At 66.4% G+C, this 22983-nt stretch carries 21 protein-coding genes; 4 read left to right on the forward strand and 17 right to left on the reverse strand.

The features are described 5' to 3' along the window. Nucleotides 1-34 precede the first annotated feature (34 nt). Nucleotides 35-1027: a Bug family tripartite tricarboxylate transporter substrate binding protein gene (locus ACUTR7_RS02090; protein ID WP_063326145.1), complete on the reverse strand. Its 993-nt coding sequence runs from the start codon at nt 1025-1027 to the stop codon at nt 35-37. A gap of 268 nt (nt 1028-1295) precedes the next feature. Here ACUTR7_RS02090 and ACUTR7_RS02095 point away from each other — a divergent pair, with 268 nt between their 5' ends. Beyond that, nucleotides 1296-1964 (forward strand): GntR family transcriptional regulator, encoded by a 669-nt coding sequence (locus ACUTR7_RS02095; protein WP_012205610.1) that lies wholly within the window; start codon nt 1296-1298, stop codon nt 1962-1964. Nucleotides 1965-2037: 73 nt separating this feature from the next. On the opposite strand, the gene ACUTR7_RS02100 is transcribed toward ACUTR7_RS02095, so the two are convergent. Then, nucleotides 2038-3639, reverse strand: coding sequence for a gamma-glutamyltransferase family protein (locus ACUTR7_RS02100; protein ID WP_445607991.1), 1602 nt, complete (start codon nt 3637-3639; stop codon nt 2038-2040). A gap of 283 nt (nt 3640-3922) precedes the next feature. Between ACUTR7_RS02100 and ACUTR7_RS02105 the strand changes: the two genes are divergently transcribed. Further along, nucleotides 3923-4624 (forward strand): GntR family transcriptional regulator, encoded by a 702-nt coding sequence (locus ACUTR7_RS02105; protein ID WP_096916250.1) that lies wholly within the window; start codon nt 3923-3925, stop codon nt 4622-4624. Between the two features lie 21 nt (nt 4625-4645). Here ACUTR7_RS02105 and ACUTR7_RS02110 read toward each other — a convergent pair whose 3' ends face one another. After that, a complete protein-coding gene (locus ACUTR7_RS02110; RefSeq protein ID WP_013802420.1) occupies nt 4646-5629 on the reverse strand; it encodes a DNA-binding protein in 984 nt (327 codons plus the stop codon). Between the two features lie 198 nt (nt 5630-5827). Here ACUTR7_RS02110 and ACUTR7_RS02115 point away from each other — a divergent pair, with 198 nt between their 5' ends. Further along, entirely contained in the window at nt 5828-7033 is a 1206-nt protein-coding gene (locus ACUTR7_RS02115) for a site-specific integrase (protein ID WP_445607992.1), read from the forward strand. A gap of 36 nt (nt 7034-7069) precedes the next feature. Here the strand turns inward: ACUTR7_RS02115 and bioB are convergent, their stop codons facing one another. Next, complete coding sequence (gene bioB / locus ACUTR7_RS02120; protein WP_012205605.1) at nt 7070-8131, reverse strand: biotin synthase BioB; 1062 nt, start codon at nt 8129-8131, stop codon at nt 7070-7072. Between the two features lie 403 nt (nt 8132-8534). Here bioB and ACUTR7_RS02125 point away from each other — a divergent pair, with 403 nt between their 5' ends. Continuing rightward, nucleotides 8535-10514 carry a UvrD-helicase domain-containing protein gene (locus tag ACUTR7_RS02125; protein WP_445607993.1) on the forward strand — a complete coding sequence of 660 codons (1980 nt, stop codon included), beginning with the start codon at nt 8535-8537 and terminating at the stop codon, nt 10512-10514. A gap of 7 nt (nt 10515-10521) precedes the next feature. Here the strand turns inward: ACUTR7_RS02125 and ACUTR7_RS02130 are convergent, their stop codons facing one another. The 13 genes from ACUTR7_RS02130 to ACUTR7_RS02190 all read right to left on the reverse strand — a co-directional run bounded on the left by ACUTR7_RS02130 (nt 10522) and on the right by ACUTR7_RS02190 (nt 22944). Next, nucleotides 10522-10992, reverse strand: a complete 471-nt coding sequence (locus ACUTR7_RS02130) for a VOC family protein (RefSeq protein ID WP_026062485.1) — start codon at nt 10990-10992, stop codon at nt 10522-10524. Nucleotides 10993-11069: 77 nt separating this feature from the next. Beyond that, nucleotides 11070-11912 (reverse strand): YdcF family protein, encoded by an 843-nt coding sequence (locus ACUTR7_RS02135; protein WP_445607994.1) that lies wholly within the window; start codon nt 11910-11912, stop codon nt 11070-11072. 9 nt (nt 11913-11921) lie between these two features. After that, on the reverse strand, nt 11922-12749 hold the full coding sequence (locus ACUTR7_RS02140) for a lectin (RefSeq protein ID WP_445607995.1): 828 nt from the start codon (nt 12747-12749) through the stop codon (nt 11922-11924). 156 nt (nt 12750-12905) lie between these two features. After that, complete coding sequence (locus ACUTR7_RS02145) at nt 12906-13670, reverse strand: enoyl-CoA hydratase (protein WP_445607996.1); 765 nt, start codon at nt 13668-13670, stop codon at nt 12906-12908. After that, nucleotides 13667-14854: a CaiB/BaiF CoA transferase family protein gene (locus ACUTR7_RS02150; RefSeq protein ID WP_071955902.1), complete on the reverse strand. Its 1188-nt coding sequence runs from the start codon at nt 14852-14854 to the stop codon at nt 13667-13669. Before ACUTR7_RS02150 ends, ACUTR7_RS02145 begins: the two co-directional genes overlap by 4 nt. 9 nt (nt 14855-14863) lie before the next feature. Next, on the reverse strand, nt 14864-15847 hold the full coding sequence (locus tag ACUTR7_RS02155; RefSeq protein WP_445607997.1) for a Bug family tripartite tricarboxylate transporter substrate binding protein: 984 nt from the start codon (nt 15845-15847) through the stop codon (nt 14864-14866). Between the two features lie 108 nt (nt 15848-15955). Continuing rightward, nucleotides 15956-16855 (reverse strand): LysR family transcriptional regulator, encoded by a 900-nt coding sequence (locus tag ACUTR7_RS02160; RefSeq protein WP_445607998.1) that lies wholly within the window; start codon nt 16853-16855, stop codon nt 15956-15958. A 75-nt stretch (nt 16856-16930) separates the two neighbouring features. After that, nucleotides 16931-17569, reverse strand: coding sequence for a bifunctional 4-hydroxy-2-oxoglutarate aldolase/2-dehydro-3-deoxy-phosphogluconate aldolase (gene eda, locus ACUTR7_RS02165; RefSeq protein ID WP_445607999.1), 639 nt, complete (start codon nt 17567-17569; stop codon nt 16931-16933). After that, a complete protein-coding gene (edd, locus tag ACUTR7_RS02170) occupies nt 17554-19380 on the reverse strand; it encodes a phosphogluconate dehydratase (RefSeq protein WP_445608000.1) in 1827 nt (608 codons plus the stop codon). The genes eda and edd overlap by 16 nt, the downstream gene beginning before the upstream one ends. A 110-nt stretch (nt 19381-19490) precedes the next feature. After that, entirely contained in the window at nt 19491-20510 is a 1020-nt protein-coding gene (locus tag ACUTR7_RS02175) for a TRAP transporter substrate-binding protein (protein ID WP_088165481.1), read from the reverse strand. Between the two features lie 28 nt (nt 20511-20538). Next, a complete protein-coding gene (locus tag ACUTR7_RS02180; protein WP_013802434.1) occupies nt 20539-21819 on the reverse strand; it encodes a TRAP transporter large permease in 1281 nt (426 codons plus the stop codon). Between the two features lie 12 nt (nt 21820-21831). Beyond that, nucleotides 21832-22338, reverse strand: coding sequence for a TRAP transporter small permease (locus tag ACUTR7_RS02185; RefSeq protein ID WP_071955890.1), 507 nt, complete (start codon nt 22336-22338; stop codon nt 21832-21834). 18 nt (nt 22339-22356) lie between these two features. Next, nucleotides 22357-22944 (reverse strand): gluconokinase, encoded by a 588-nt coding sequence (locus ACUTR7_RS02190; protein WP_445608001.1) that lies wholly within the window; start codon nt 22942-22944, stop codon nt 22357-22359. Nucleotides 22945-22983 lie beyond the last annotated feature (39 nt).

Here is a 22983-nt window from a genome sequence, read left to right on the forward strand (position 1 = left end):
AACCCACCGCCCTGCCCCGGCGGCGCCGGTCCGGTTACTGCAGCGCGATTGCGGCCTGCCGTACCAGCTTCTCCGTGCGGGGGACCTCGGTTTTGACGAAGGCCTCGAAGTCGGCAACGCTGCCGCCACGGGCTTCGGCGCCGGTGGCCACCAGGCGCTCGCGGAACTCAGGGGTGTTCAGCAGCTTGTTGATCTCGGTGTTGAGCCGGGAGACCACGGCCGGCGGCGTGCCGTGGCTGGCCACGATGCCGTACCACGGGGCGATGTCAAAGCCCGGATAGCCTTGTTCGGCAATCGTCGGGATGTCCGGGGCCATGGCGGCGCGGCTCGCAGTCGATACGCCCAGGGCCCGCAGCTTGCCGGCCTTCACCTGGGGCAAGGCGGTCATGATGGTGTCGAAGTACAGGGAGACCTGGCCCGATATCAAGGCCGGAATGGCCTCGGCCGCACCCTTGTAGGGCACATGCACTATGTCGATGCCGGCGGCCTGGCGCAGGAACTCGCCAGCCATGTGCGAGGTCGTGCCGGCCCCGAAGGAGGCATAGGTCAGCTTGCCGGGGTTTGCCTTGGCATAGGCCACCATCTCAGCCAGCGTACTGAACGGCAGGGACGGGTTCGCCAGCAGCACATTGGGCGTGACCGCCACGATGGCCACCTTCTCGAAGGCGTCCGGGTTGTAGCTCAGCTTCTTGTACAGAAAACGGTTGGTGACCATGGAGGCCGGCCCGCTCATCAGCAGGGTGTAGCCGTCGCCCGGGGCCCGGGCCGCGGTGTCGCTGCCGATCATGGCGGCCGCACCCGGCTTGTTTTCCACCAGCACGGGCTGGCCCAACGAAGTGCTCAGCCCGGCCCCCACTTGCCGGCTCAAAAGATCCGTGGCGGACCCGGCCTGAAAGGGGACGACGATGCGTATGGGCTTGCTGGGCCAGGCGCCGGCCCCCTGGGCAGAGGCTTGAGCGGATGCGACAAGGGCCAGGGCAGACAGCATGGCCGTGGCCAGGGGAGTGCGGAGCGTTTGGAGAGGCATGGTCTTCTTCAGGTTGGAGAGCAGGCATGGCGAAGGAACAGGTTCCGGCTGCCATGGGGAAAATGCATAGATATTTAGATATTTGTATCCAATCATGCAGAAGATTAGCAAGCAATAATCGAACCAGCTCTAGGGAAAACCGCCTCTTGCCATCATCTGCACAGGCATGGCTGCGTGGAAACCGGCACAAACGGGGTCCCGGGAGGCGCAGGCAGGTCCCCGTAGAATCGGCGGGCCCCTGCCCTGGGCGAAAGACACCGGATAAACCATGCTGACCGACCGACGCGCCTCGTTTGACACTGTCCATGCCACGGCACAGGAAGAGGCCTACCAACACATCAAGCGCGGCATACGCACGGGCGAACTGCGCCCGGGCATGCGGCTGGCACCGGATGACATCGCGGCCGAAATTGGCACCAGCCGCATGCCCGTGCGCGAGGCGCTGAACCGCCTTGCCACGGAGGGGCTGATCGTCAACCGCCCCAACCGTGGCTCGGTGGTCCGGGTGCTGACCGAAAAAGAGGTGCGCGAGGTGTTCGCCATGCGTTCGGTGCTGGAGGGCCTGGCGGCCACCCTGGCGGCCGAGAACGTGACCACCAATGACATCCACGATCTGGAGCAATTGCTGCAGCGCATGCACCGCAGCGGTCTGAATGCATCGGAATGGATCACGGCGCATCGCCAGTTCCACGAGCGCCTGTGCACCATTGCAGACGCTCCCCAGCTGATGCGGCAGATCGCGTCCCTGCACTCGGTCTCCGAGCCCCTGATGCGGGTGTGGCTGGAGGGCAAGCCATCGACGGACTACGTGCATGACAGGCACGAAGAACTCATAGGCGCATTGAAGGCCAGGGATGGCGCAAAGGTGGAAGCCCTGATGCGCGCCCACATCCTGCGCACGCTTCCAGGCATCCTCCAGGCGAACCAGGCCGACTGAAATCCGCACTGAAAGCCGCGCCGGCCCCTTCGCTGTCAAGACAGCCTGGAGCCAGCGCGCAGGCTGCCGTCCGTCAGGAGCGGTTGGCGCCCATGGCGCAGCCGTCCTTGCGGTGGTCGGATGCGCCGTGCAGCACACCGTTGTCCCAATCCACCCGAATGGCCTGGGCGCCGCCGATGGCAGGATAGCCGGGCGCCACCAACCGGTAGCCCTGCTGCTCCAGCGCCTGCGCGACATGCTGCGGCAAGGTGCTTTCGACCTCCACCTTGTCGGTGCCGGGAATGGGGAACAGCCGGGGCAGATCGCTGGCGGCCTGGATGTCGCAGCCGTAGTCGATCACCTTGGACAGAAAGTGCGCATGGCCCATGGCCTGGTAGTGGCCGCCCATCACGCCGAACACCAGCTCCACGCGGCCATCCTTCGTGGTCATGCCGGGGATGATGGTGTGCAGGGGCCGCTTGCCTGGCCCGATGCAATTGGGGTGGCCCTCAGCCAGTTCAAAGCTCTGGCCCCGGTTGTGCAGCAGCACGCCTGATTTGGGCGCCATCAGGCCGGAGCCGAAGGGGTGGAAGATCGAGTTGATGAAGCTGGCGCAGTTGCGATCCTTGTCCACCACCGAGATGTAGACCGTGTCCTTGTGCTCCGCTGCCGCATTGGTCGCCGGGGTCTTGAAATGCTCCGGGAACTCGCCGTTGCGCAGCTGGGCGGCCAGCTCCTGCGACAGCAGATAGTCGATGTCCACATCGGCAAAGCGTGGATCGGCCAGCAGCGCATCCCGCACCCGGTAGGCCATGCGCGTGGCATCGATCTCGGCCTTCAGCCGCTCGGGCGAGAGCGGGTCCGTGCCCGGCTCCAGGCCCTGCAGAATGTTCAGCAGCAGCAGGGCAATGATGCCTTGGCCCGGAGGGGGGCACTCGTGCACCACATGGTCTCGGAACCTGCTCTTGACCGGCTGTACGAACTCGCCACGATAGGTGGCGAAGTCCTCAAGCGTGTGCACGCCACCGAGGCTGCGCAGATAGGAGACGATGTCCTGCGCGACCTCCCCCTCGTAGAAGCCGGCGCGGCCCTGCTCGGCGATTTTTCGCAAGGTAGCGCCCAACTGCGGCTGGCGGTGAACCGATCCGATGGCCGGGGCCTGACCATCGACCAGCATGATGTCGCGCGCAGTGGTGGCGGCCAGCAGTTGCGTGTGCATGGCCCAGTCGGTGCCGGCGCGCGGCGCCACGGCATAGCCCTGCTCGGCGAAGCGGATGGCATCTTCCAGAAGGCGGCCCATGGGCAGCCGGCCGAACCGCTCCGTCAAGGCGACCCAGGCGTCCACGGCGCCAGGCACCGTGACCACGTAGGGCGACTGGCGGCGCAATTGCTTTTCCTCGCCCGAGGCAAGAACGTCCTTCAGGGAGGTGGCCTGGGGCGCCCAGCCGGCGCCGTTGTAGGCCGTGATCCGGTCGGAGCCCTTTTCGCTGTACAGCGCAAAGCAGTCTCCGCCAATGCCGGTGGAGCCAGGCTCCACCACGCACTGGACCGCACAGGCCGCGACGGCGGCATCCATGGCGGTGCCGCCGGCCTCCAGGATGCGAACAGCGGCCTGGGTGGCGGCCGGGTGCGAGGTTGCCGCCATGCCGTGCGTGGACATGACGACGGAACGGCCAGGATTCTGGAAATTACGCATAACGGTTCTTCTTCCTTGTGTTGCTGGGACTTGGATTTCGGGCAATGAATGGGGGCCGAGGCTGCCAACGCTGCTTGCAGCGGACCGCGCCATCGACGCAGGGCGCGATGGCAGCCTCGAGATTACCGTATCCTGATATCTTTGTATCCAATTTTTCCAAAGATACCCAAGCAATCACCATGCCTGGATTGGCCGTACACAATGCACCATCAGGGTGCGCCCTGGACCCTGACAGCGAAACCTAGAATGACGACCGGGCTCCGCCCATCCCAGAACCATCACCATGCCGCCACTTGCAACCCCCTCGCCCGATGCGGCACAGACCAGTGCCCACGAAGAGGCCTACCAACACCTCTCTCATGGCATCCGCATGGGGCTGTTGAAGCCGGGCGACAGGCTGGTGGCCGATGACATCGCCAACTCCATCGGCATGAGCCGCATGCCGGTCCGCGAGGCCTTGCGCCGGCTGACTGCGGAAGGCCTGTTGGTCATGCCGCCGAACCGGGGCGCGATCGTTCGGGAGCTTTCCGAGAGCGAGGTCATCGAGGTTTTCGAGATGCGTGCCGTGCTCGAAGGCCTGGCCGCAGCCATGGCCGCCAGGCGCTGCACCCAGGCGGATGTGGACGACCTGCAGGACCTGCTCTCGAAAATGAAGCGTTGCGAGAGTGACCAGTCGGAATGGATCACGGTGCACCGGCGCTTTCACGAGCGCTTTTGCCGCATCAGCGCGGCCCCGCGCCTGTGCGAGCAGATCTCGGCCCTGCATTCGGTGGTCGAGCCGCTGATGCGGATCTGGCTGGAAAACAACGAGCCCTCGCCGAAGTTGCAGGAGCACCACCAGCAACTGGTGGCCAGCCTGCAGGCCGGTGACCCGGATCGCATGGAGCGCGAAGTGCGCGCGCATGTGCGTGGAACGGTAGACAGCATCACGCAGGCCATGCGCAGACATCGGCCGCCCCAAGGCAAATCGCGCGCCAAGGCCTGACCTTGGCCTGGGCGATACGCCCTAGCCTCTCCTGTCCTTGAGGCGCGTCATGGAGCGGCGCGCCGCGGACAGGCTGCCGCGCCGGCCCAGCGAAAGTCCCGCGCCGGCATCCGGCAAGGCACCGCCAGCGGCCAATCGCTGCTGCGCCTCCAGCAGGCTGCGCAGATCCGCCGCACGCTCCTGCGCCAGGGCGGCCGCATTCTGGGCAGTCTGCAACTGGGAGTGCAGGCTCAGCTGTTCCTCCTCACTCTTTTCATAGCGGCCTTGCAGCTCTGCAAGGCGGGTCGCTGCCTTGCGCTCCTGCTCGGTGGCTGTCTTGCGCGCAGCCGCCAGTTCCTGGCGTGCGCGGTCCACTTCGTTGAGCATGTGGCGCTCATTGCCCGCGTATTGCTCGGCCATGCGCTGGCGCTCCAGCGCGGCGGACTGCATTTCCTCGCCATGCTTTTGCTGCAGCGCCTCGCGCTGGCGGGCGGCTTCAGCCAGCGCATCGCGCATTTCCTCCAGACGCTCGTCGCGGTCCTGCAGCTGCTGCTGCATTTCGTCCAGCCGGCGCGACAAGTCCTGCGACTGCGCCTGGGCCACTTGCAGGGCCTGGTCCATGGCCTCTTTCTGCGCCTGCATGGACGCCTCGCGCCGCGCCATTTGCTCTTGCTGCTCCTGCAGCTCGGCCTGCGTGGCCTGCGCCGCTTCCTCGCGCGATTGCAGCGCGGCGCGGGCAGCCTCCATGGCGGCTTCCTGGGCAGCGTCCCAAAGCTGCTGGGCAAGGCGCTGAACGGGATCGGGCACGGACGAGGGCAGCAGCTCGCCCTGCCCTGCCGCCACGCCCAGGCGCTGGCCCAGGGTGGCAAACCAGGTCTCCAGCATCGGGCTGACGGTATTTGGCGAACCTCGGCCGATTTGCTGGCGCACGCGCTCGATGGTCGGCCGCAGGCCCTGGGCGATCAAGGCGTCTGCCGCGGCCCAGACATCGGCTTCCTGCACGCCGCGGGTGGATGTTTTCTGCATATCGTGAACTATTTTCCAGATTACCAACGATAAGTGATTGTTATCGTGAGTTATTTTAATACTACGTAATACATCATATGTGCCATGTATTAAATATTACATGTGAAATTTTCATACAGTATGGATATGCACATTACACGGCTTCGCCCAGGCAAAAAGCCGCTGCAGCCTCTGGAAAGCTTGGAAACTGAACTTTGCATGGCCGCAGGCTCCGCGGCGGGCGGCCATGCTGCGCCGGGCGACAATCCACGGATGCGCAACGGTCCCTTTCCGCTGATTCCCCAAGCCCCGCCTCTGGAAGACACACAGCAAGGCAGCACCCGGCCCTCTGCGGGGCTGGAGCCTGCCTCCCAGCAGGCCGTGCGAGAGTTGCTGCGCGAGGGCGAATCCACCAACACCAGAAACAGCTACCAGAGTGCGATGCGCTACTGGGCCGCCTGGCATGCGCTGCGCTTTGAGCGGCAGATGCAGCTGCCGCTGGATGTGGCCTGTGTGCTGCAGTTCATCATCGACCACGCCCAGCGGCAGACCGGCGCGGGCCTGGCCAGTGAAATGCCGGCGCACATGGACCGCGCCCTGGTCGAGGCCGGATACAAGGCCCGCGAAGGCCCCCTGTCGCACAACACGCTGGTGCACCGCATGGCGGTGCTATCCAAGGCCCATCAGGTGCACGGTTTGGCCAACCCCTGCCAGGACGGCGCGGTGCGCGAACTGATGTCGCGCACGCGCAAGGCCTATGCGCGGCGCGGCGAGCAGCCGGCCAAAAAGGATGCGCTGACGCGCGACCTGCTGGAGCAATTGCTGCAGACCTGCGATGACAGCCTGCGCGGCCGCCGTGACCGCGCCCTGCTGCTGTTCGCATGGTCCAGCGGCGGGCGCCGCCGCTCGGAGGTGGCCGGGGCCGACATGCGCCACCTGCGCGCCGTGGGGCCGCAGGAATTCATCTACACGCTGGCGCACTCCAAGACCAACCAGTCCGGGCGGGATGCGCCCGAGAACCACAAGCCCGTGACCGGGCGCGCGGCCCAGGCGCTGGCCGATTGGCTGCGTGCCGCCGCCATACAGGAAGGGCCGATCTTCCGGCGCATCCGCAAGGGCGGCCATGTGGGCGAGCCCCTGTCGCCAGCGGCCGTGCGCGACATCGTGAAGCAGCGCTGCGCGCTGGCGGGCGTGGAGGGGGATTTCTCGGCGCATTCCCTGCGCTCGGGCTTTGTGACCGAGGCCGGGCGCCAGAACGTGCCCCTGCCCGACACCATGGCGCTGACGGGGCACAGCAGCGTCAATACGGTGCTGGGCTATTTCCGTGCGGATTCCGCGTTGAGCAACCGTGCGGCCAGGCTGCTCGATGCCGGCGACGACGATGCGGCCGCCGCCGCGCAAGGCAGCGGCCGGCCGCAGTCCTGAGCTGCCGGCTCAAGAGAGCTCAAAAGCTCAAAAAGCTCACTCCTGTACCGAGGTCCGCGTGCCGCTCAGGCCCAGCTTGCGCAACAGCGTGGTGTCGGCTTCCACATCGGGGTTGCCGGTGACCAGCAGCTTGTCCCCGTAGAAGATGGAATTGGCGCCGGCCATGAAGCACAGGGCCTGCACGGCGTCGCCCAGCTGCTGCCGGCCCGCCGACAGGCGCACGCGCGCCGTGGGCATGGTGATGCGCGCCACCGCGATCACGCGCACGAAGTCCAGCGGATCGACCGGCTCGCTGTCCGCCAGCGGCGTGCCGGGCACGCGCACCAGGCTGTTGATGGGCACGGATTCGGGATGGGGATTGAGATTGGCCAGCTGGGCGATCAGGCCCGCGCGGTGCACAGGCGCCTCGCCCATGCCGATGATGCCGCCGCAGCACACGCTGATGCCCGCGCCGCGCACGGCCTTGAGCGTGTCCAGGCGATCCTGGTACTGGCGCGTGCTGACCACGTCCTGGTAGTACTCGGGCGCGGTGTCCAGGTTGTGGTTGTAGTAGTCCAGGCCCGCTTCGCGCAGCGACTGCGCCTGGTGCGGCTGGAGCATGCCCAGCGTGGCGCAGGTTTGCATTCCCAGGCCCTTCACGGCGCCGATCAGCTCGTTCATCTTCTCGATGTCGCGGTCCTTGGGCGCGCGCCAGGCTGCGCCCATGCAAAAGCGCGTGGCGCCCGCGTCCTTGGCGGCCTGGGCGGCCCGCGTGACTTCGTCCACGCTCATGAGCTTTTCCGCCTTGACGCCGGTATCGAACTCTGCAGCCTGCGGGCAGTAGCCGCAGTTCTCCGGGCATCCGCCCGTCTTGACCGACAGCAGCGTGGCCAGCTCGATGTCGCCCGCAGGCCAGTGCTCACGGTGCACGCTCTGGGCCTGGAACATCAGGTCCATGAAGGGCTTGTCCAGCAGTTCCTGGATGGCCTGCACGCTCCAGGCGCCTTCAAACGGCAGCGTGTCGCTTTTGGAGGGGCGTGCATGCCATTGCAATGGGCTGCCGGCCGCAGGTTGTGCGGAGGTGGCGGAAGTCGTCGGGGTGGTGCTGCAGGCGGTCATCAAAAACTCCTCTGTGGGTCTGCTTTTTTCATTCTGATGAGCAAAAAAAGCCTTGGGAATGAAAAAGCCGGCTCCCTGCCAAAAATAGTTGCCCCATTTTCATGGCCCGCAAAAAGAGCGAACTTCGCTTATTTTTGAGCGATGTTCGCTGCGTTTTGGCAGAAGTTTTTCTGCATGCATGCTTCATGCTGCAAGCGCGCAGCCATTGGCGGCCAACATCGCTCAATTGTCCGATGCAGGCCGAAAAAGATGTGCAAGCGGGCGCAGGCCTTGATTCCCAATACCTGCCAGATGCCTCTCCAAAACGACCACAATGGGTGCCCGCCGTCGTCGCCACGGCGGTTTTCATTGCCACGGCCCGTGCTTCCACCCGCTTTCCACCACTTTCCCCCGATTCGCTCCGATGTCCCTGCGCTCCCTGGAATTTCCCACCGATCATGGCCAACCGCTGCTGCTGTCGCGCGAGCAGCAGGCCATCCTGGCGCATGAGGGACGTTCGGCCATCGTGGCGGCGCTGGCGGGCGTAGGCAAGACGACCACGCTGGCCTGCAAGGTGGTTCAGGCCTGCCGCAGCGGCCAGGCCCAGCGCATCCTGGTGCTGGCCTATTCGCGCTCCGGCGTGGCGGCCTTTCACCACCGGCTCAAGCAACTGGTGCGCGAAGTGCCGCCCCAGGTACAGATCACCACGGTGGAACGCTGGGCGGCCCAGCAGATCCGCCGCCGCGACCCTGCGGCCCGCTTTCTGGCCGACCGCGTGGCACTGCAGGCCCGCGTGCGCGAGGCACATGCCGCGCTGTGCGAGCGGCTGGCCTGGCAGCCCGACCCTTTGTTCGAGCAGCCCGGCGACCTGGATCTGGACGCCTTCTGGGACTTCAACCTCAGCGCCAAGAAGTCGTTGCTGCCCCAGCGCCTGGCCGAGGAAGGCATGGGACTGGCCAGTTTCTGCGAGGAGTATTTGCTCGACTACCGCATGGCCGGCCTGTTCTTCGAGTACGAGCGCCGCCGCATCGACCACTGCGGCGACCCGCTGTACTACGCCGAAGGCGACTGCAGCCATGCACTGGCCAGCGACGCCCTGCAGGGCCAGGCGCTGGACCTGCCGCGCTACGACCTGGTGGTGTTCGACGAGATGCATGACCTGGACCCGGCCTCGCTGCAACTGCTGCGCGCCCTGGTCGGAACCAGCGGCTGCGCCTTTCTGGGTGCAGGCGACTTCAACCAGCACATCGAGGCACAGGCCTGGTCCGTGTTCCGCGACAAGCTCCACCAGCTCGATGACTTCCTGCCCCAGGCCACGGCCACGCTGGCGCTGACCCAGTCGCGGCGCTTTGGCCCGCAGATCGCCAAGGCGGTCAATGCGCTGTTCAACGTTGGCCTGACTGCGGCGCCCACGCGCTTCAGCACCGTGCAGCAACTGCAGCACACCGATGACAGCCAGTGCATTGACCAGCTGCTGCAGATCCAGGCCGGTCTGGCGCGCGGCACGCCAACGGCGGCGCCGGGTGAGCTTCCGTCGCCCGGCGCGCGCAATCCCTCGCTGACCGTGATCCTGCGCCATGAGCAAGATGCCTGCGCGCTGGAATGGGCCATCCACCGCGCCGGCAAGTCCGCCAGCTTCTACGGCTTCAAGCGCTTTTACCTGCAGCGCGAGATTGCCCTGCTGCTGGGCCTTTGCTATGCACATGGCATGCAGGCGCTGTCATGGAAGGCCGAGGTCAGCGTGCTGGGCAGCGAGACGCTGGCGGCCTTTGTGGAAGGCGCGCTTTTCTACGGCAAGGGCAGCGTGGATGGTGCCGACATGGCCGATCCATCAAGCCGCCATACGCTGGCCCAGCGCATGGCGGGCGAGATGCTGCACAACCCGCAGATCATCTGGCGATTCCTGGGAAACCAGTCCAGCCTGCAGGGCGGGCAACGCAACTTCCAGGCCTTTGGCAGCTTTTTGCAGCTGCCCCTGGCGCTTCAGTCAGACGCACGCAGCCTGCTGGAGCAGGCCGATGTCTGGGGCCTTTTTGCGGGCGTGGCCCTGTCGCAGGCCCAGGCGGCGGCCTTGCGTCAGCGCGTGAAGGCCTTCATGGATTCGGTGGCGGGCATGGCCGTGCCCGACATGCTGGCCCAGGTGGCCGCCATGGCCACGCGCTTTGAACGAACCGTGCGGGCCGAGCGCGGCTTCGACTTTCATCTGAGCACCATCGAGGAAGCCAAGGGCAAGGAATACGAGCATGTCGCCCTGCCCTTCATGGAGCCTGGCCGCTTTCCGGCCTCGGCCCCGCACGCGCTGGCCTTTCTGGAGCGCAACCGCCTGTACGTGGCCATGACGCGCGCCCGAAAAAGGCTATGGCTGCTGGAGCATGCCGAGCGGCGCGTCCAGCCTTTCGCCTGAAGGCGTCTCAGCCCAGGGCGGCAATCACCTCGGCCGGCGCCTGCACCAGCTCGATCAGCACGCCCTCGCCAGCGATCGGAAACTCGTCATTGCTCTTGGGGTGCAGAAAGCAGATGTCGTAGCCGGCAGCGCCCTTGCGGATGCCGCCGGGCGCAAAGCGCACGCCCTGCTCCGTCAGCCACTGCACGGCCAGCGGCAGGTCGTCGATCCACAGGCCGATATGGTTCAGCGGCGTGGTATGGACGGCGGGCTTCCTGTCGATGTCCAGCGGCTGCATGATGTCCACCTCGACCTTGTGCGCGCCCTGGCCCATGGCCAGGATGTCTTCGTCCACGTTCTCGCGCTCGCTCTGGAATGTGCCGGTCTGGGTCAGGCCCAGCATGTCCACCCACAGGCGCTTCATGCGCTGCTTGTCGGTGCCGCCGATGGCCACCTGCTGTATGCCCAGAACCCGGAAAGGACGCTGTTCGCTTGCCACTGTCTCACTCCTGTTGATTTATGAAGAATCACATTGTGGAGCCAATCCGCAAGGCTGCAGTCCATCGCACAGGCGGCTCAGAACTCCCCCAACACCCAGCCGCTGATCACCGCAAAGTACTCGCGCAGCCAGGCGTTGGCGCGGATCGTTACGGGCGTGGGCGCACCCACGGTGAAGGCTTGGCCGTAGCCGCTGCGCTCGGCTATCCAGCCGGCGCGCAGGGTGTGGAAGTCGCTGGTGACGATGGCGATTGCCGCCTGCGGCTCCACCCCGCGCGCCTGCAGCAGGGGCAGGCTCCAGACCAGGTTCAGCGCCGTGCTGGTGCTGCGTTCCTCCATCAGCAGGCGCTCGGGCGGCAGGCCGTGGCGCTGCTGCAGATAGCGCGCCATGATGGCGCCTTCGCTCTCGCTTTCCCCAAAGTCCACCCCGCCGCTGGTGAGCACCAGCGCCTTGGGCTGGCGGGCGGCCAGCTCGGCAGCGCGATCCAGCCGCTGGGCCAGCGTGAGCGACGGCTGACCGTCACGCGTGGCACTGCCCAGCACCACGATGGCCTGCACCGGCTGGTCCGGTGGCAACCCGGACGAGGCGGACAGCAGGTGCGCCCAGAACACCAGCAGGCTGACCAGCCACAGCGCCAACGCCGCCCAGCCCAGCCACCAGGCGCGCCGCAGCCAGGCACTGGCGCGCAGCCTGCGCGCAATGGCCGAGCGCCAGAAGCTGCAGGCCATGAACAGCAGGCCCAGCACCGCTGGCAGCGTCACGCCCAGATTGAACATGCCGCGTGCCATCAGCACCACGGCATCGCCCAGCAGCACGGAACCAGTGATCAGGCCCAGCCACTGCAAGGGCCCCAGCCGCCGGAAGCCCGAGACGGCGTTGCGTCCGGGCACTGGCCCGGGCGCGGGAGAGAGCTTGCGCAACAAGCGTCCTCAGTTCCAGCGCTGGTTCGGGCCGCCGGCGCAGGACCACACGATCACGGGCTGGCCCGGCCGGGCATTGCCGCCTTCGATGTCCAGGCACTTGTTGGCAAAGCGGCTGCGGATCTGGCCACGGCTCCAGTCCCATTTCTGGTTGGGCTGGTTGCGGCATTGCCAGGCAATCACCCGCGCACCATTGCGGGTGTTGCCATCGGCCACGTCCAGGCACAGGTCGCCCACGCGCATCTCGCCATCACGCGTCAACGTGAAACGCTGGTTCTCACCGCCGCTGCAGTGGTAGACGATGAGCCCATTGCCTGGGCGAAGCCCCCCGGATATATCCAGGCACAGCCCGTTCTGGCCCCGCACCTCCCGTCCGCCCCACGAGGGATAGCCGGGCTGCTGGCCCGGATAGCGGTCATCGTTCCACTGGTCGTCGCGGTCACGTTCGCGGTCCTTGTCGCGCTTGTTCGCCAAAATGGCGGCGCCGGCAATGGCTGCCACGGCGGCACCGGCGATCCATGCGCCCGTGTTGTCGCTCCCGCCTTCCTGGCCCTGCGCGCCCTGGGGCAGGCCGGTCAGGATGCGGAAACGCCCACCGCAGCCGCCCTTGACCCACATCTCCCGGCGGCCCAGGTCATAGCCCCAGTTCTGGTTGTAGCTGCAGTTGCCAGCCAAGGTCTCGACCAGTTGTACCTGCTGCGCATCGTCGGGCAGGCTGTAGGTCTGGTAGCGGCCATTGGACATGAGCTGCACCGTCTCTTCGCCTGCACGCGCAGGCAGAACCGGCAGGATGAAGCTGCTGGCCAGCAGGACGGAAATGCATTTCTTGATTTGCATGGGATTTCTCGGGCTGCGTTGATCTGAGGGGCGGCTACGCGCAGCAACCGGCCTTTTCTTTCAGGCCAAGAATGCAGCCACCGCCTCTTTCCAGGCTGTGGAGTTTAGCCAAGCAATTTGTAGGATTGCGCCAGATTCTGGCAAGGCTGGCTCAAATCATTGCCTGTTGAATCCCGCCACCCCAGCGCGAAACTCCCCACTCCCATAAACCGCAGAAACCAGATCCTCATCATCCAGCCGCTGCTCCACGACGATGCGCCTCAGGCTTTCCTTGACCGCTGACTGGGTGGTTGCCGACAAGGCCATGAGCTGCTCGGCCAGCACCTGTGCCTGGGCTTGCAATTGATCTGCCGGCACCACCGCATGCACGAACCCGCAGGCCTCGGCCTGCCCGGCTGACAGGTAGTCGGCCAGCAGCAGCATGCGCTTGACGCGCGGCACGCCCAGGCTGGCCACCAGGCGCGCGATGTTGCGTGATGACAGCGTGTTGGACAGCGTCTTGGCAATCGGCGCACCGAAGCGCGAGCCCGTGCTGCAGATGCGAAAGTCGCATGCCGTGGCCAGGGCGAGGCCGCCACCCACGGCCCAGCCATCGATGACGGCGATGGTGGGCACGGCGATGCGCTCCACGGCGTCGATCACGCGCTCCACGAATGCTTCGTACGCAATGCCTTGCTGGCCGTCATTGAAGTCCTTGAAGTAGGCGATGTCCGTGCCCGAGATGAAGGATTTGCCGCCCGCGCCGCGCAGCATCACGCAGCGGATGGCCGGGTCGGCCTGGCAGCGCTCCAAGGCCGTGAGCAATGCCTCGTACATGGGCATGCTCATGGCGTTGTGGCGTTCGGGGCGGTCGATGAGGATCTCGGCCGCGCCCCCGGCGTGAACGGTCAGTGCCACGGATTCATGCAGGGCCGTGCTCATGCGGCGGCCTTCAGTGCCTGGAGTTCGGCCATGATTTCTGCGTTGTGCTCGCCCAGCAGCGGCGGATGGCGGCGCACCTGCTGGGGCGTGCCGAGCATCTTGACGGGAAAGCCGATGTTCTTGACCTTGCCTTCGATGGGATGGTCGATCTCCATGCACATGCCGCGGTGCTGGCCGTGTTCGCCCTCGAAGGCCTGCGGATAGGTGAGCAGCGGGCCTGCGGGAATGCCTGCCTCCAGCATGCGGTCCACCCAGTCGGCGCTGTCGTGGTGGGCGAATTCCGCTTCCAGCTCGCCTATCAGCGCCTCGCGGTGCTTCAGGCGCAGCGCCACGGTGGCGTAGTCGGCATGCTCGAGCAGATCCGGGCGTTCGATCAGCGCGCACAGCCTGGCCCAGAGCTTCTGGTTGGTGGCGCCCATGACGAAGTAGCCATCGCGCGCCTTCACGGCCTGATAGGGGGCGCTCATCTTGTTGCTGGTACCCAGCGGCGCGGGCGGCACGCCGGTGCCCCAGTATTCGGACATGTCCCAGATCGAGAAAGCCATGGCCGAGTCGAACAGCGAGGCGTCTATGTGCTGGCCCTGCCCTGTCTTCTGTGCGCCGATGTAGGCGGCCAGCAGTCCGTACGTGGCGAACAGTGCGCAACCGATGTCGGCCACGGGCACGCCGGCCTTGACGGGTTTCTCTCCCTTGTAGCCGGTGACGCTCATCACGCCCGACATGGCCTGGGCCATGAGGTCGAACCCCGGCCGCTGGGCCCAGGGGCCGCTCTGGCCGAAGCCCGAGATGCTGACATAGACGATGCGCGGATTGATGCGGCGAATGCTTTCATAGTCGATCTTCAGGCGCTGGACCACGCCGGGCCGGTAGTTCTCGACGATGACATCGGCTGTCGTGGCCAGTTGGTAGAAGGCCTCACGCCCCTCCTCGCTCTTGAGGTCCAGCGTCAGCGACCGCTTGTTGCGGTTCATGTTCAGAAAGCCCATGCTGTCCGGGCCCTTCATCTTGAAGCCCATGGCGCCGCGCGTCTGGTCGCCGGTGCCCGGAGGCTCGACCTTGATGACATCGGCGCCGAGGTCGGCCAGCAGCATGCAGGCAAATGGGCCGGCCATGACCTGGCTGACGTCGAGCACGCGGATGCCTTGCAGGGGCAGTTGCAGCGGGTTGGATTGGGGATTGCTCATGCCGGGTCCTCAGCTTTCTTCGGTCACTTTTGCGGCGCGAACGACGTCGCCCCACTTCCTGTATTCGGCAGCCATGAAGGCCGCGAACTTGTCCACGGAGCCACCACCGTCCTCCACGCCGTATCCGTCGAAGCGGCTGACCACGTCGGGCATGGCCAGCACGCGGTTGATGTCGGCATTGATGCGCTGGGCCAACTCCCTGGACATGTCGCGCGGGCCGACGACGCCGTACCAGCTCGATGCGTCAAAGCCCTTGAAGCCCTGCTCGTCCATGGTGGGCATGGCCGGGAATCCCTTGGCACGGTTCACGCGGGTCTGGGCGATGCCCAGCATTTTTCCTGCGCGGACCTGGGCAGTGGCGGCCGTCATGGTGTCGAAGCTGAAGTCGATCTGACCGCCGATCAGGTCGGTCTGCATGGGGCCGGACCCTTTGTAGGGAACGTGGATGCTCTTGACACCTGCCGCCATGTTGAACATCTCGGCCGCAAGGTGCTGCACCGAACCTGTGCCCGAAGAGCCGAAGCTGACCTTGCCGGGGCTTTTGCGGCACAGCTCCACCACTTCCTGCACCGAGGCATGGCCGTTCCTGCTGCTGGTCACCAGGATGTGGGGCGTTGCGCCGATCAGGGCGATGGGCGCGTAGTCCTTGAGCGGGTCATAGGTGATGGATCTGAAGATCTGCGGCGAGATGGCGTGCGTGTTTACATGGGCCATCAGCAGGTTGATGCCTTCTGTGAAGCGGGTCTTGGCAAAGTACTCGGCCGCCAGCGAGCCCGTGGCGCCAGGCTTGTTCTCCACGATCACGGGCCGGCCCCAGATCTCGGACAGCTTCTGGCCCACGATGCGCGCGAACACGTCGGTGCCGCCGCCCGGTGCCCAGCCCACCAGGATCTTGACGGGCCCCTTGGGCAGTTCGGAGGCCGGGGGCGCGGCCCCTGCCCAGGGTGCGGCCAGCGCGGTGGCGCCGGCCGCGATGAAGTCGCGGCGTTTCATGTCTGTCTCCTGCACATCGTTGTTGTGCAGTCACTGTCGCCGGGCGCCGATATCGCGGCAAGCCTGTGTGCCGCATGCCTGGTTTCGCAATCTGCGAAACCAGAAGGGTCAGATCGCGCGTTCGCCCTGCAGCAGGGCGGCGACGACGTTGCGCAGCGCCTGTTCCTGGGCCTGGCCTTCGATGAAGGACAGCACGTAGCTGCGCTCGTGCCAGTCGCCTTCCAGGGTGGCCCAACCCAGGTCGGGCTCAGGGTGGAAGCTGCGCAGCACACCGAGTGGCATCAGCCCCACGCCCAATCCTTCGCGCACCAGGGCCAGCATGGTGTCGAAGCCGCTGACGGCGAAATCGTTGCGAAACACCCTGCCCCGGCTGCGGTGGGCGCGTCGCAAAGCGGCCAGAATGGCCGAGCCCCGGCCCAGGCTGACGATGGGGCAGTCCAGCAACTGGTCCAGCATCACAGGCTCGACGGCAAAGCTGAAATGCCTGCGGCTGTAGACCAGCACCAGGCTGTCCTTGCGGTAGTCGGAGCGTGGCAGATCCACGAAGCCGCTGGTCTTCTCGAAGATGCCGATGTCGATGACCTTGTCGCGCAGCAGTTGCTGGACGATGCGGCTGTTCTCCTCCATCACCTGCAGCGTGATGTGGGGATAGCGCCGCTGGGTGACGGCGATGTCGGCAGCCAGGAACTGCAGGATGGCGGATTTGGGGGCGCCGATGATGATGCGGCCGTCGCGCCCGCGGCCTAGCGCCTGGGCGTCGGCCTCCAGCCGCTCCACCAGGTTGCCTATCTGGCGGATATGGGCCAGCAGCTTGAGGCCAGGCTCGGTGGCGCGCACTCCATGGGGCTGCCGCTTGAACAGCCTGGCGCCCAGTTGCTGCTCCAGGTCACTGAGCCGCCGCGAGGCCGCCGCCACCGCCAGTTGCAGCCTGTCGGCCGCGCGCGAAATGCTGCCCTCCTCGGCAATCGCAAGCACAAGCTGCACGGTGGTGGAGTCGATCTTCATCATGGCGGCGGCCTTCTCGTCTGGCTGGAGGGCGACGATTGTGCCGCAGCGCCCCGCTGCGACCAATCAGCCCTGGCGTCAGGCTGTACGCAGAGCCTTGGCCTCGCGGGCCAGCGCCGTGATGCGGCTCCAGTCGCCCTGCTCCAGCGCATCCGTGGGCACCAGCCAGGAGCCGCCCACGCAGACCACATTCTTCAGGGCCAGGAACTCATGGGCATTGGCCGGCGACACGCCGCCCGTGGGGCAGAAGCGCACATCGCCGAACGGACCCTGCCAGGCCTTGAGCATGGCCGTGCCGCCCGCCTGCACGGCGGGGAAGAACTTGAGTTCGTTGAAGCCGTCATCCTGGGCGGCCATGATTTCGCCGCTGGTGGCCACGCCGGGCAGCAGCGGCAGCTGCAGGGCCTGGCAGGCCTGGCTCAGTGCGCTGGTGTAGCCGGGGCTCACGGCGAAGCGCGCACCGGCGCTGGCGGCGGCGCGGGCATCGGCGGCGCTGCGCACGGTGCCGGCGCCCACGATGGCTTCGGGCACGGCACGTGCAATGGCTTCGATGCTGGCCAGGCCCTCGGGCGTGCGCAGCGTGACTTCCAGTACGCGGATGCCGCCCGCGACCAGGGCCTGGGCCATGGGCACGGCATGTGCGACGTTGTTCAGGACGATGACCGGGATGACCGGCGCGTCCTGCATGATGGCCAGTGCCGTCAGTCGTTGATCCATGTGCAAGCTCCCTCTTCTGCGCTGAGCGCGTGGCGCCGGAATCCGGCAAACAGTTCGCGGCCAAAACCCCGGCCGTTGGCCTGGCGCAGTGTCTGCGGCATGGTGGCCAGGGGCCGCTGCTGCCATTCGGTGTCATCGACCAGCACGGCCAGGGTGCCGGCCACGGCGTCCAGGCGTACCAGGTCGCCGTCTTGCAGGCGCGCCAGCGGCCCGCCCACGCAGGCCTCGGGCGAGACATGGATGGCGGCGGGCACCTTGCCCGAGGCACCGCTCATGCGGCCGTCCGTGACCAGGGCCACCTTGTAGCCCTTGCCCTGCAGCACGGCCAGCGGTGGGGTGAGCTTGTGCAGCTCGGGCATGCCGTTGGCGCGCGGACCCTGCCAGCGCACCACGCAGATGACATCGCGGTCCAGCTCGCCGGCCTTGAAGGCCTGCTGCAGCGCTTCCTGCGAGTCGAAGACGCGCGCGGGCGCCTCGACCACATGGCGGTCCTCGGGCACGGCGCTGACCTTGATCACGCTGCGCCCCAGGTTGCCGGACAGCAGCTTGAGCCCGCCCGTGGCGCTGAAAGGCGCATCGGCCGGGCGCAGCACGGACAGGTCGCCGGAGACTTCGGCCTCGTGCCAGACGAGATGGCCGTCTTCCACGGCGGGAATGCGCGCAAATTCCTGCAGGCCCTCGGGCCGCACGGTGAGCACATCGCCATGCATGAGGCCGGCCTTCAGCAGCTGGCCGATCACGTAGCCCGGCCCGCCTGCGGCCTGGAACTGGTTCACGTCGGCGCTGCCGTTGGGATAGACGCGGGCCAGCAGCGGCACCACGCCCGAGAGTTCCGAAAAATCATTCCAGTCGATGACGATGCCTGCCGCACGCGCCACGGCCACCCAATGGATCAGGTGGTTGGTCGATCCGCCCGTGGCCAGCAAGGCGACCATGGCGTTGACGATGCAGCGCTCGTCCACCACATGGCCAATGGGTGCGAAGCGGCGGTTCTTGGTGATGGCCAGCACGCTGCGCATGGCCTCGCGCGTGAGCAGTTCGCGTTCGCCTTCGGCCGGGTTGATGAAGGCCGTGCCCGGCACATGCAATCCCATGGCCTCCAGCAGCATCTGGTTGCTGTTGGCCGTGCCGTAGAAGGTGCAGGTACCTTCGCCGTGGTAGGCAGCCGTTTCGGCAGCCAGCAGTTCCTTGCGGCCCACCAGGCCCTGCGCGGCCTGCTCGCGCACCTTGGCCTTTTCGCCATTGGACAGGCCCGAGGTCATGGGGCCGGCCGGCACGAACACCGTGGGCAGATGGCCGAAATGCAGGGCCCCGATCAGCAGGCCCGGCACGATCTTGTCGCAAATGCCCAGCATCAGCGCGGCGTCGAACACGTCATGCGACAGCGCGATGGCCGTGCCCATGGCAATGGCATCCCGGCTGAACAGGCTCAGTTCCATGCCGGGCGCGCCCTGGGTCACGCCGTCGCACATGGCCGGCACGCCGCCGGCGACCTGCGCCGTGGCGCCGAGCTTGCGCGCCTCGTCCTTGAGGATGTCGGGATAGCGTGCCAGCGGCGCATGGGCCGAGAGCACGTCGTTGTATGCGGTGACGATGGCGACGTTGGGCGCCTTCTCTTCCACGATGCGTATGCGGTCGCCGCCTGGAATGCCCGCAAAGGCATGGGCCACATTGGCGCAGCCCATGGACTGGGCGCCGGGCGGGCGCGCGGCCATGGCGTCCACCTGCTCCAGGTAGGCGGCGCGTGATTGGGCACTGCGCTCGCGGATGCGGCGCGTGACCTGCTCGACGATGGGGTGGATGGTGCTCATGCGGGGTTCCTGCGGATGCGCTGGCGCGCGTTTTCTCTCTGTCGCGTTGTCTTTATGGGAAATGTCGGCCGGGGCATCCCTCCCAGGTGCGTCCGGCCCTGTTCCGAAGCTTACTTCACTGCGCGCGCCTGCTTGACGGCGGCCTGCACCTCGTCCCATGTGCCCTGGCCCACGGTCTTGGCAATGCCGGCATTCACCGCGGCGAGCTTGTCGCGCATGCGGCCAGCTTCTGCGGCGGGCAGCTCGTTGACCTGCATGCCCTTGGCCTTGATGTCGGCCAGGGCCTTGGCGGCTTCCTCGCGCGTGTCCTTGCGTTCGAACTCACGGCTCTTGACGGCGGCGTCCTGCAGCACCTTCTTCTCGGCCGGGCTCAGCGTGTCCCACCACTTCTTGCTGACGGTGACGATCCAGGGGCTGTAGACGTGGTTGGACACCGTGAGGTACTTCTGCACTTCATAGAACTTGCTGGACAGCACGGTGTTGAAGGGGTTTTCCTGGCCATCGACGGCACGGGTCTCCAGCGCCGTGAACAGCTCGGAGAACGGCAGCGGCACGGCATTGGCGCCCAGGGCCTTGAAACTGTCCAGGAAGACGTTGTTCTGCATCACGCGCAGCTTCACGTCGGCCAGGTCTTCCATCTTGGCGATGGGGCGCTTGTTGTTGGTGAGGTTGCGGAAGCCGTTTTCCCAATAGACCAGGCCCACCATGCCCTTGGGCTCCAGCGTGGCCTTGACCTTCTCGCCCACGGGGCCGTCCAGCACGGCGTCGGCTTCCTTGACATTGCTGAACAGGAAGGGCGTGTCCCAGACGGCCATCTCGGGCGACAGGCCCACCAGGGTGGCGGTGGAGCCGACCATCATTTCCTGTGCGCCGCCGATCAGCGCCTGCTGCATCTGGGTGTCCGAGCCCAGCGAGGCATTGCCGATGGCACGCACCTTCATCTTGCCGCCCGTGGCCTTCTCGACCTCCTTGGCAAAGAAGCGCGCCGCGCGGCCCTGGTTGGACTCATCGACCAGGCCATAGCCGAAGCGCACGATGCGCGGCTTGAAGTCCTGGGCCATGGCCTGGCCCGTGGCGGCCAGCGTGGTGACGGCGGCCATCAGGCCGGCGAGTGCAAAGGGAATACGCATGTTCATCTCCTTGGGTTGTAGTGAGGGATCAATGCATCCAGCGCAGAGGGGCCAGGATGATTTGCGGAAAAATCACGAAAAGCACGGCAAGCAGCACATAGACCATCAGGAACGGGTTCGTGCCCTTGATCACGGTCTCCATGCGCAGCCGGCCCACGCCGGCCACCACGTTCTGCACCGTTCCCACGGGCGGCGTGATCAGGCCGATGCAGCCCACGTAGATGAACATGAAGCCGAAGTAGATGGGATCGATGCCGGCCTTGACGGCCAGCGGCGCGCACACGGGGCCGAAGATCAGGATGGTCGGCGTCAGGTCCATGGCCGTGCCCACCACGAGCAGGAACAGCATCATCGTGGCCATGAACAGCACGGGACTGCCCAGCAGGCCCGAGAAGCTGTCAGCCAGCATGTTGGGCAGGTCGGCCAGGGTGATCATGTAGGCCGTTACCGTGGCGGCGCCGCACAGGAACATGACCACGGCCGTGGTCTTGGCGGCGGCCAGGAACACGGCGTAGAGCCGGGTCCAGGTCATCTCGCGGTAGATCACCATGGACACGAACAGCGCATAGACGGCTGCGACCACGGCCGCCTCGGTGGGCGTGAACACGCCGCCCTTGAGGCCGCCCAGGATGATGACCGGCATCATCATGGCCCAGAAGCTCTTGGCCAGTGCCTTCAGACGCGGGCCCCAGGCCATGCGCTCGCCGCGCGACAGGTCGTATTTGCGGGCGATGGACCACCAGGCAAAGATCAGGAACACGCCCATGATCAGGCCCGGCACCACGCCCGACAGGAACAGCTTGCTGATCGAGGTGTTGGTCGTCACGCCGTAGATCACGAAGGGCATGGACGGCGGAATGATGGGCGCGATGATGCCACCCGAGGCGAGCAGGCCCGCGCTGTAGCTGTCGGGATACTTCTGGTCGCGCATCATGGGCAGCAGGATGGTGGCCAGGGCGGCGGTATCGGCAATGGCCGAACCGCTCATGGACGCCAGCAGCACCGCCGCGCCAATGGCCACATAGCCCAGGCCGCCACGGATATGGCCCACATAGGCACGTGCCAGGTCGATGATGCGGCGCGACAGGCCGCCTGCATTCATCAGCTCGCCGGCCAGGATGAAGAAGGGCACGGCCAGCAGCGGGAAGTTGTCGAAGCCGGCCTGCAGGTTCTGCGCAAGCAGCTGCGAGTCGAAGAAGTCCAGGTGCCACATCAGCGCCACGCCGGTCAACACCAGCGCCTGGGCGATGGGCATGCCGATCACCATGCCGCCAATCAGCACGGCCAGAAAGATCAGGGTCACAACCATGGTGCGTACTCCTTACTCGACCGTCGTTTCGGCATGGTTTTCTGCCGGCGCGCCGCGGCGCAGGTCGCGCAGCGTCACCACCAGCAGGCCCACGGCCAGCACCAGGGTGGCCGCAGCGCCCAGGGCCAGCGGGTAGCCCAGCACCGTGCTGTAGCTGTTCAGCCCGGCCTCCACCTGGGCCCAGGAGCCCCACAGCAGCAGGCCCATGCAGACCAGGACCAGTGCCTGCGACACCCAGAACAGCGCCTTGCGCACGCCAGGCCCCACGCGGGATGTCACAAGGTCGAAGCCCAGGTGGCTGCCCTCGAAAGCGGCCACGATGGCGCCAATGGCCACCAGCCAGACGAAGAGCAGGCGCGAGATTTCCTCATAGGAAACGATGCTGGTGTGGAACACATAGCGCAGCACCACGTTGACGAACACGGCAATGACCATGCCGGCCAGGGCCAGCACCATCAGCACCTCGGCAAAGTGCTGCAGGCGCGGCTTGGGCCGGACTGCGGGGGAATCGGATTGCATGGGGCTTGTCTCCTGGCGTTATGGGTTTTGGGAGAAGGTGTCGGCCTGCGCCGCGGGCAGCACCTGCCAGCTTTGGGCGCGGTGCACGATGTCGGTCAGCGGCAGCGTGGCGTCCACGGACAGCACGGCGCATTCGCCATCAGGGCGTTCCAGCGTGGCGAACTGGTTGGCCACCAGCTCGGGCGAGAAGAAGTGGCCGGCGCGCTCCTGCACGCGCTGCAGCGCCGTGTCGTAGTTCAGGTCCAGGAACACGAAGCCCACGGCACCGGCCGGGCCGGCGGCACGCAGCCGGTCGCGGTACTTGCGCTTGAGGGCCGAGCAGGTCAGCACCACGCCCTGCCCCGGCATGGCCTGGGCCAGCAGCTGGGCCAGCCGGTCCAGCCAGCCGCTGCGGTCGTCGTCGGTCAGGGGGATGCCGGCCTGCATCTTGCGGATGCTTTCCTCGGCATGGTGGGCATCGCCCTCGTGCAGGGCCCAGCCCAAGGCATCGGCCAGGGCCTGCCCCACGCTGGACTTGCCGCAGCCGGAAACGCCCATGACGACCAGCGCCCGTGGGCGGGTGTCTGCGGGGGTGGCCGCGGTGGTTGTTGGGATAGCGCTATCCATGTTCTTGCAAAAATTGGCAGACCAGGGTCTGCCTTGGAT

The organism is Delftia sp. NA_296.1 (assembly GCF_052692095.1).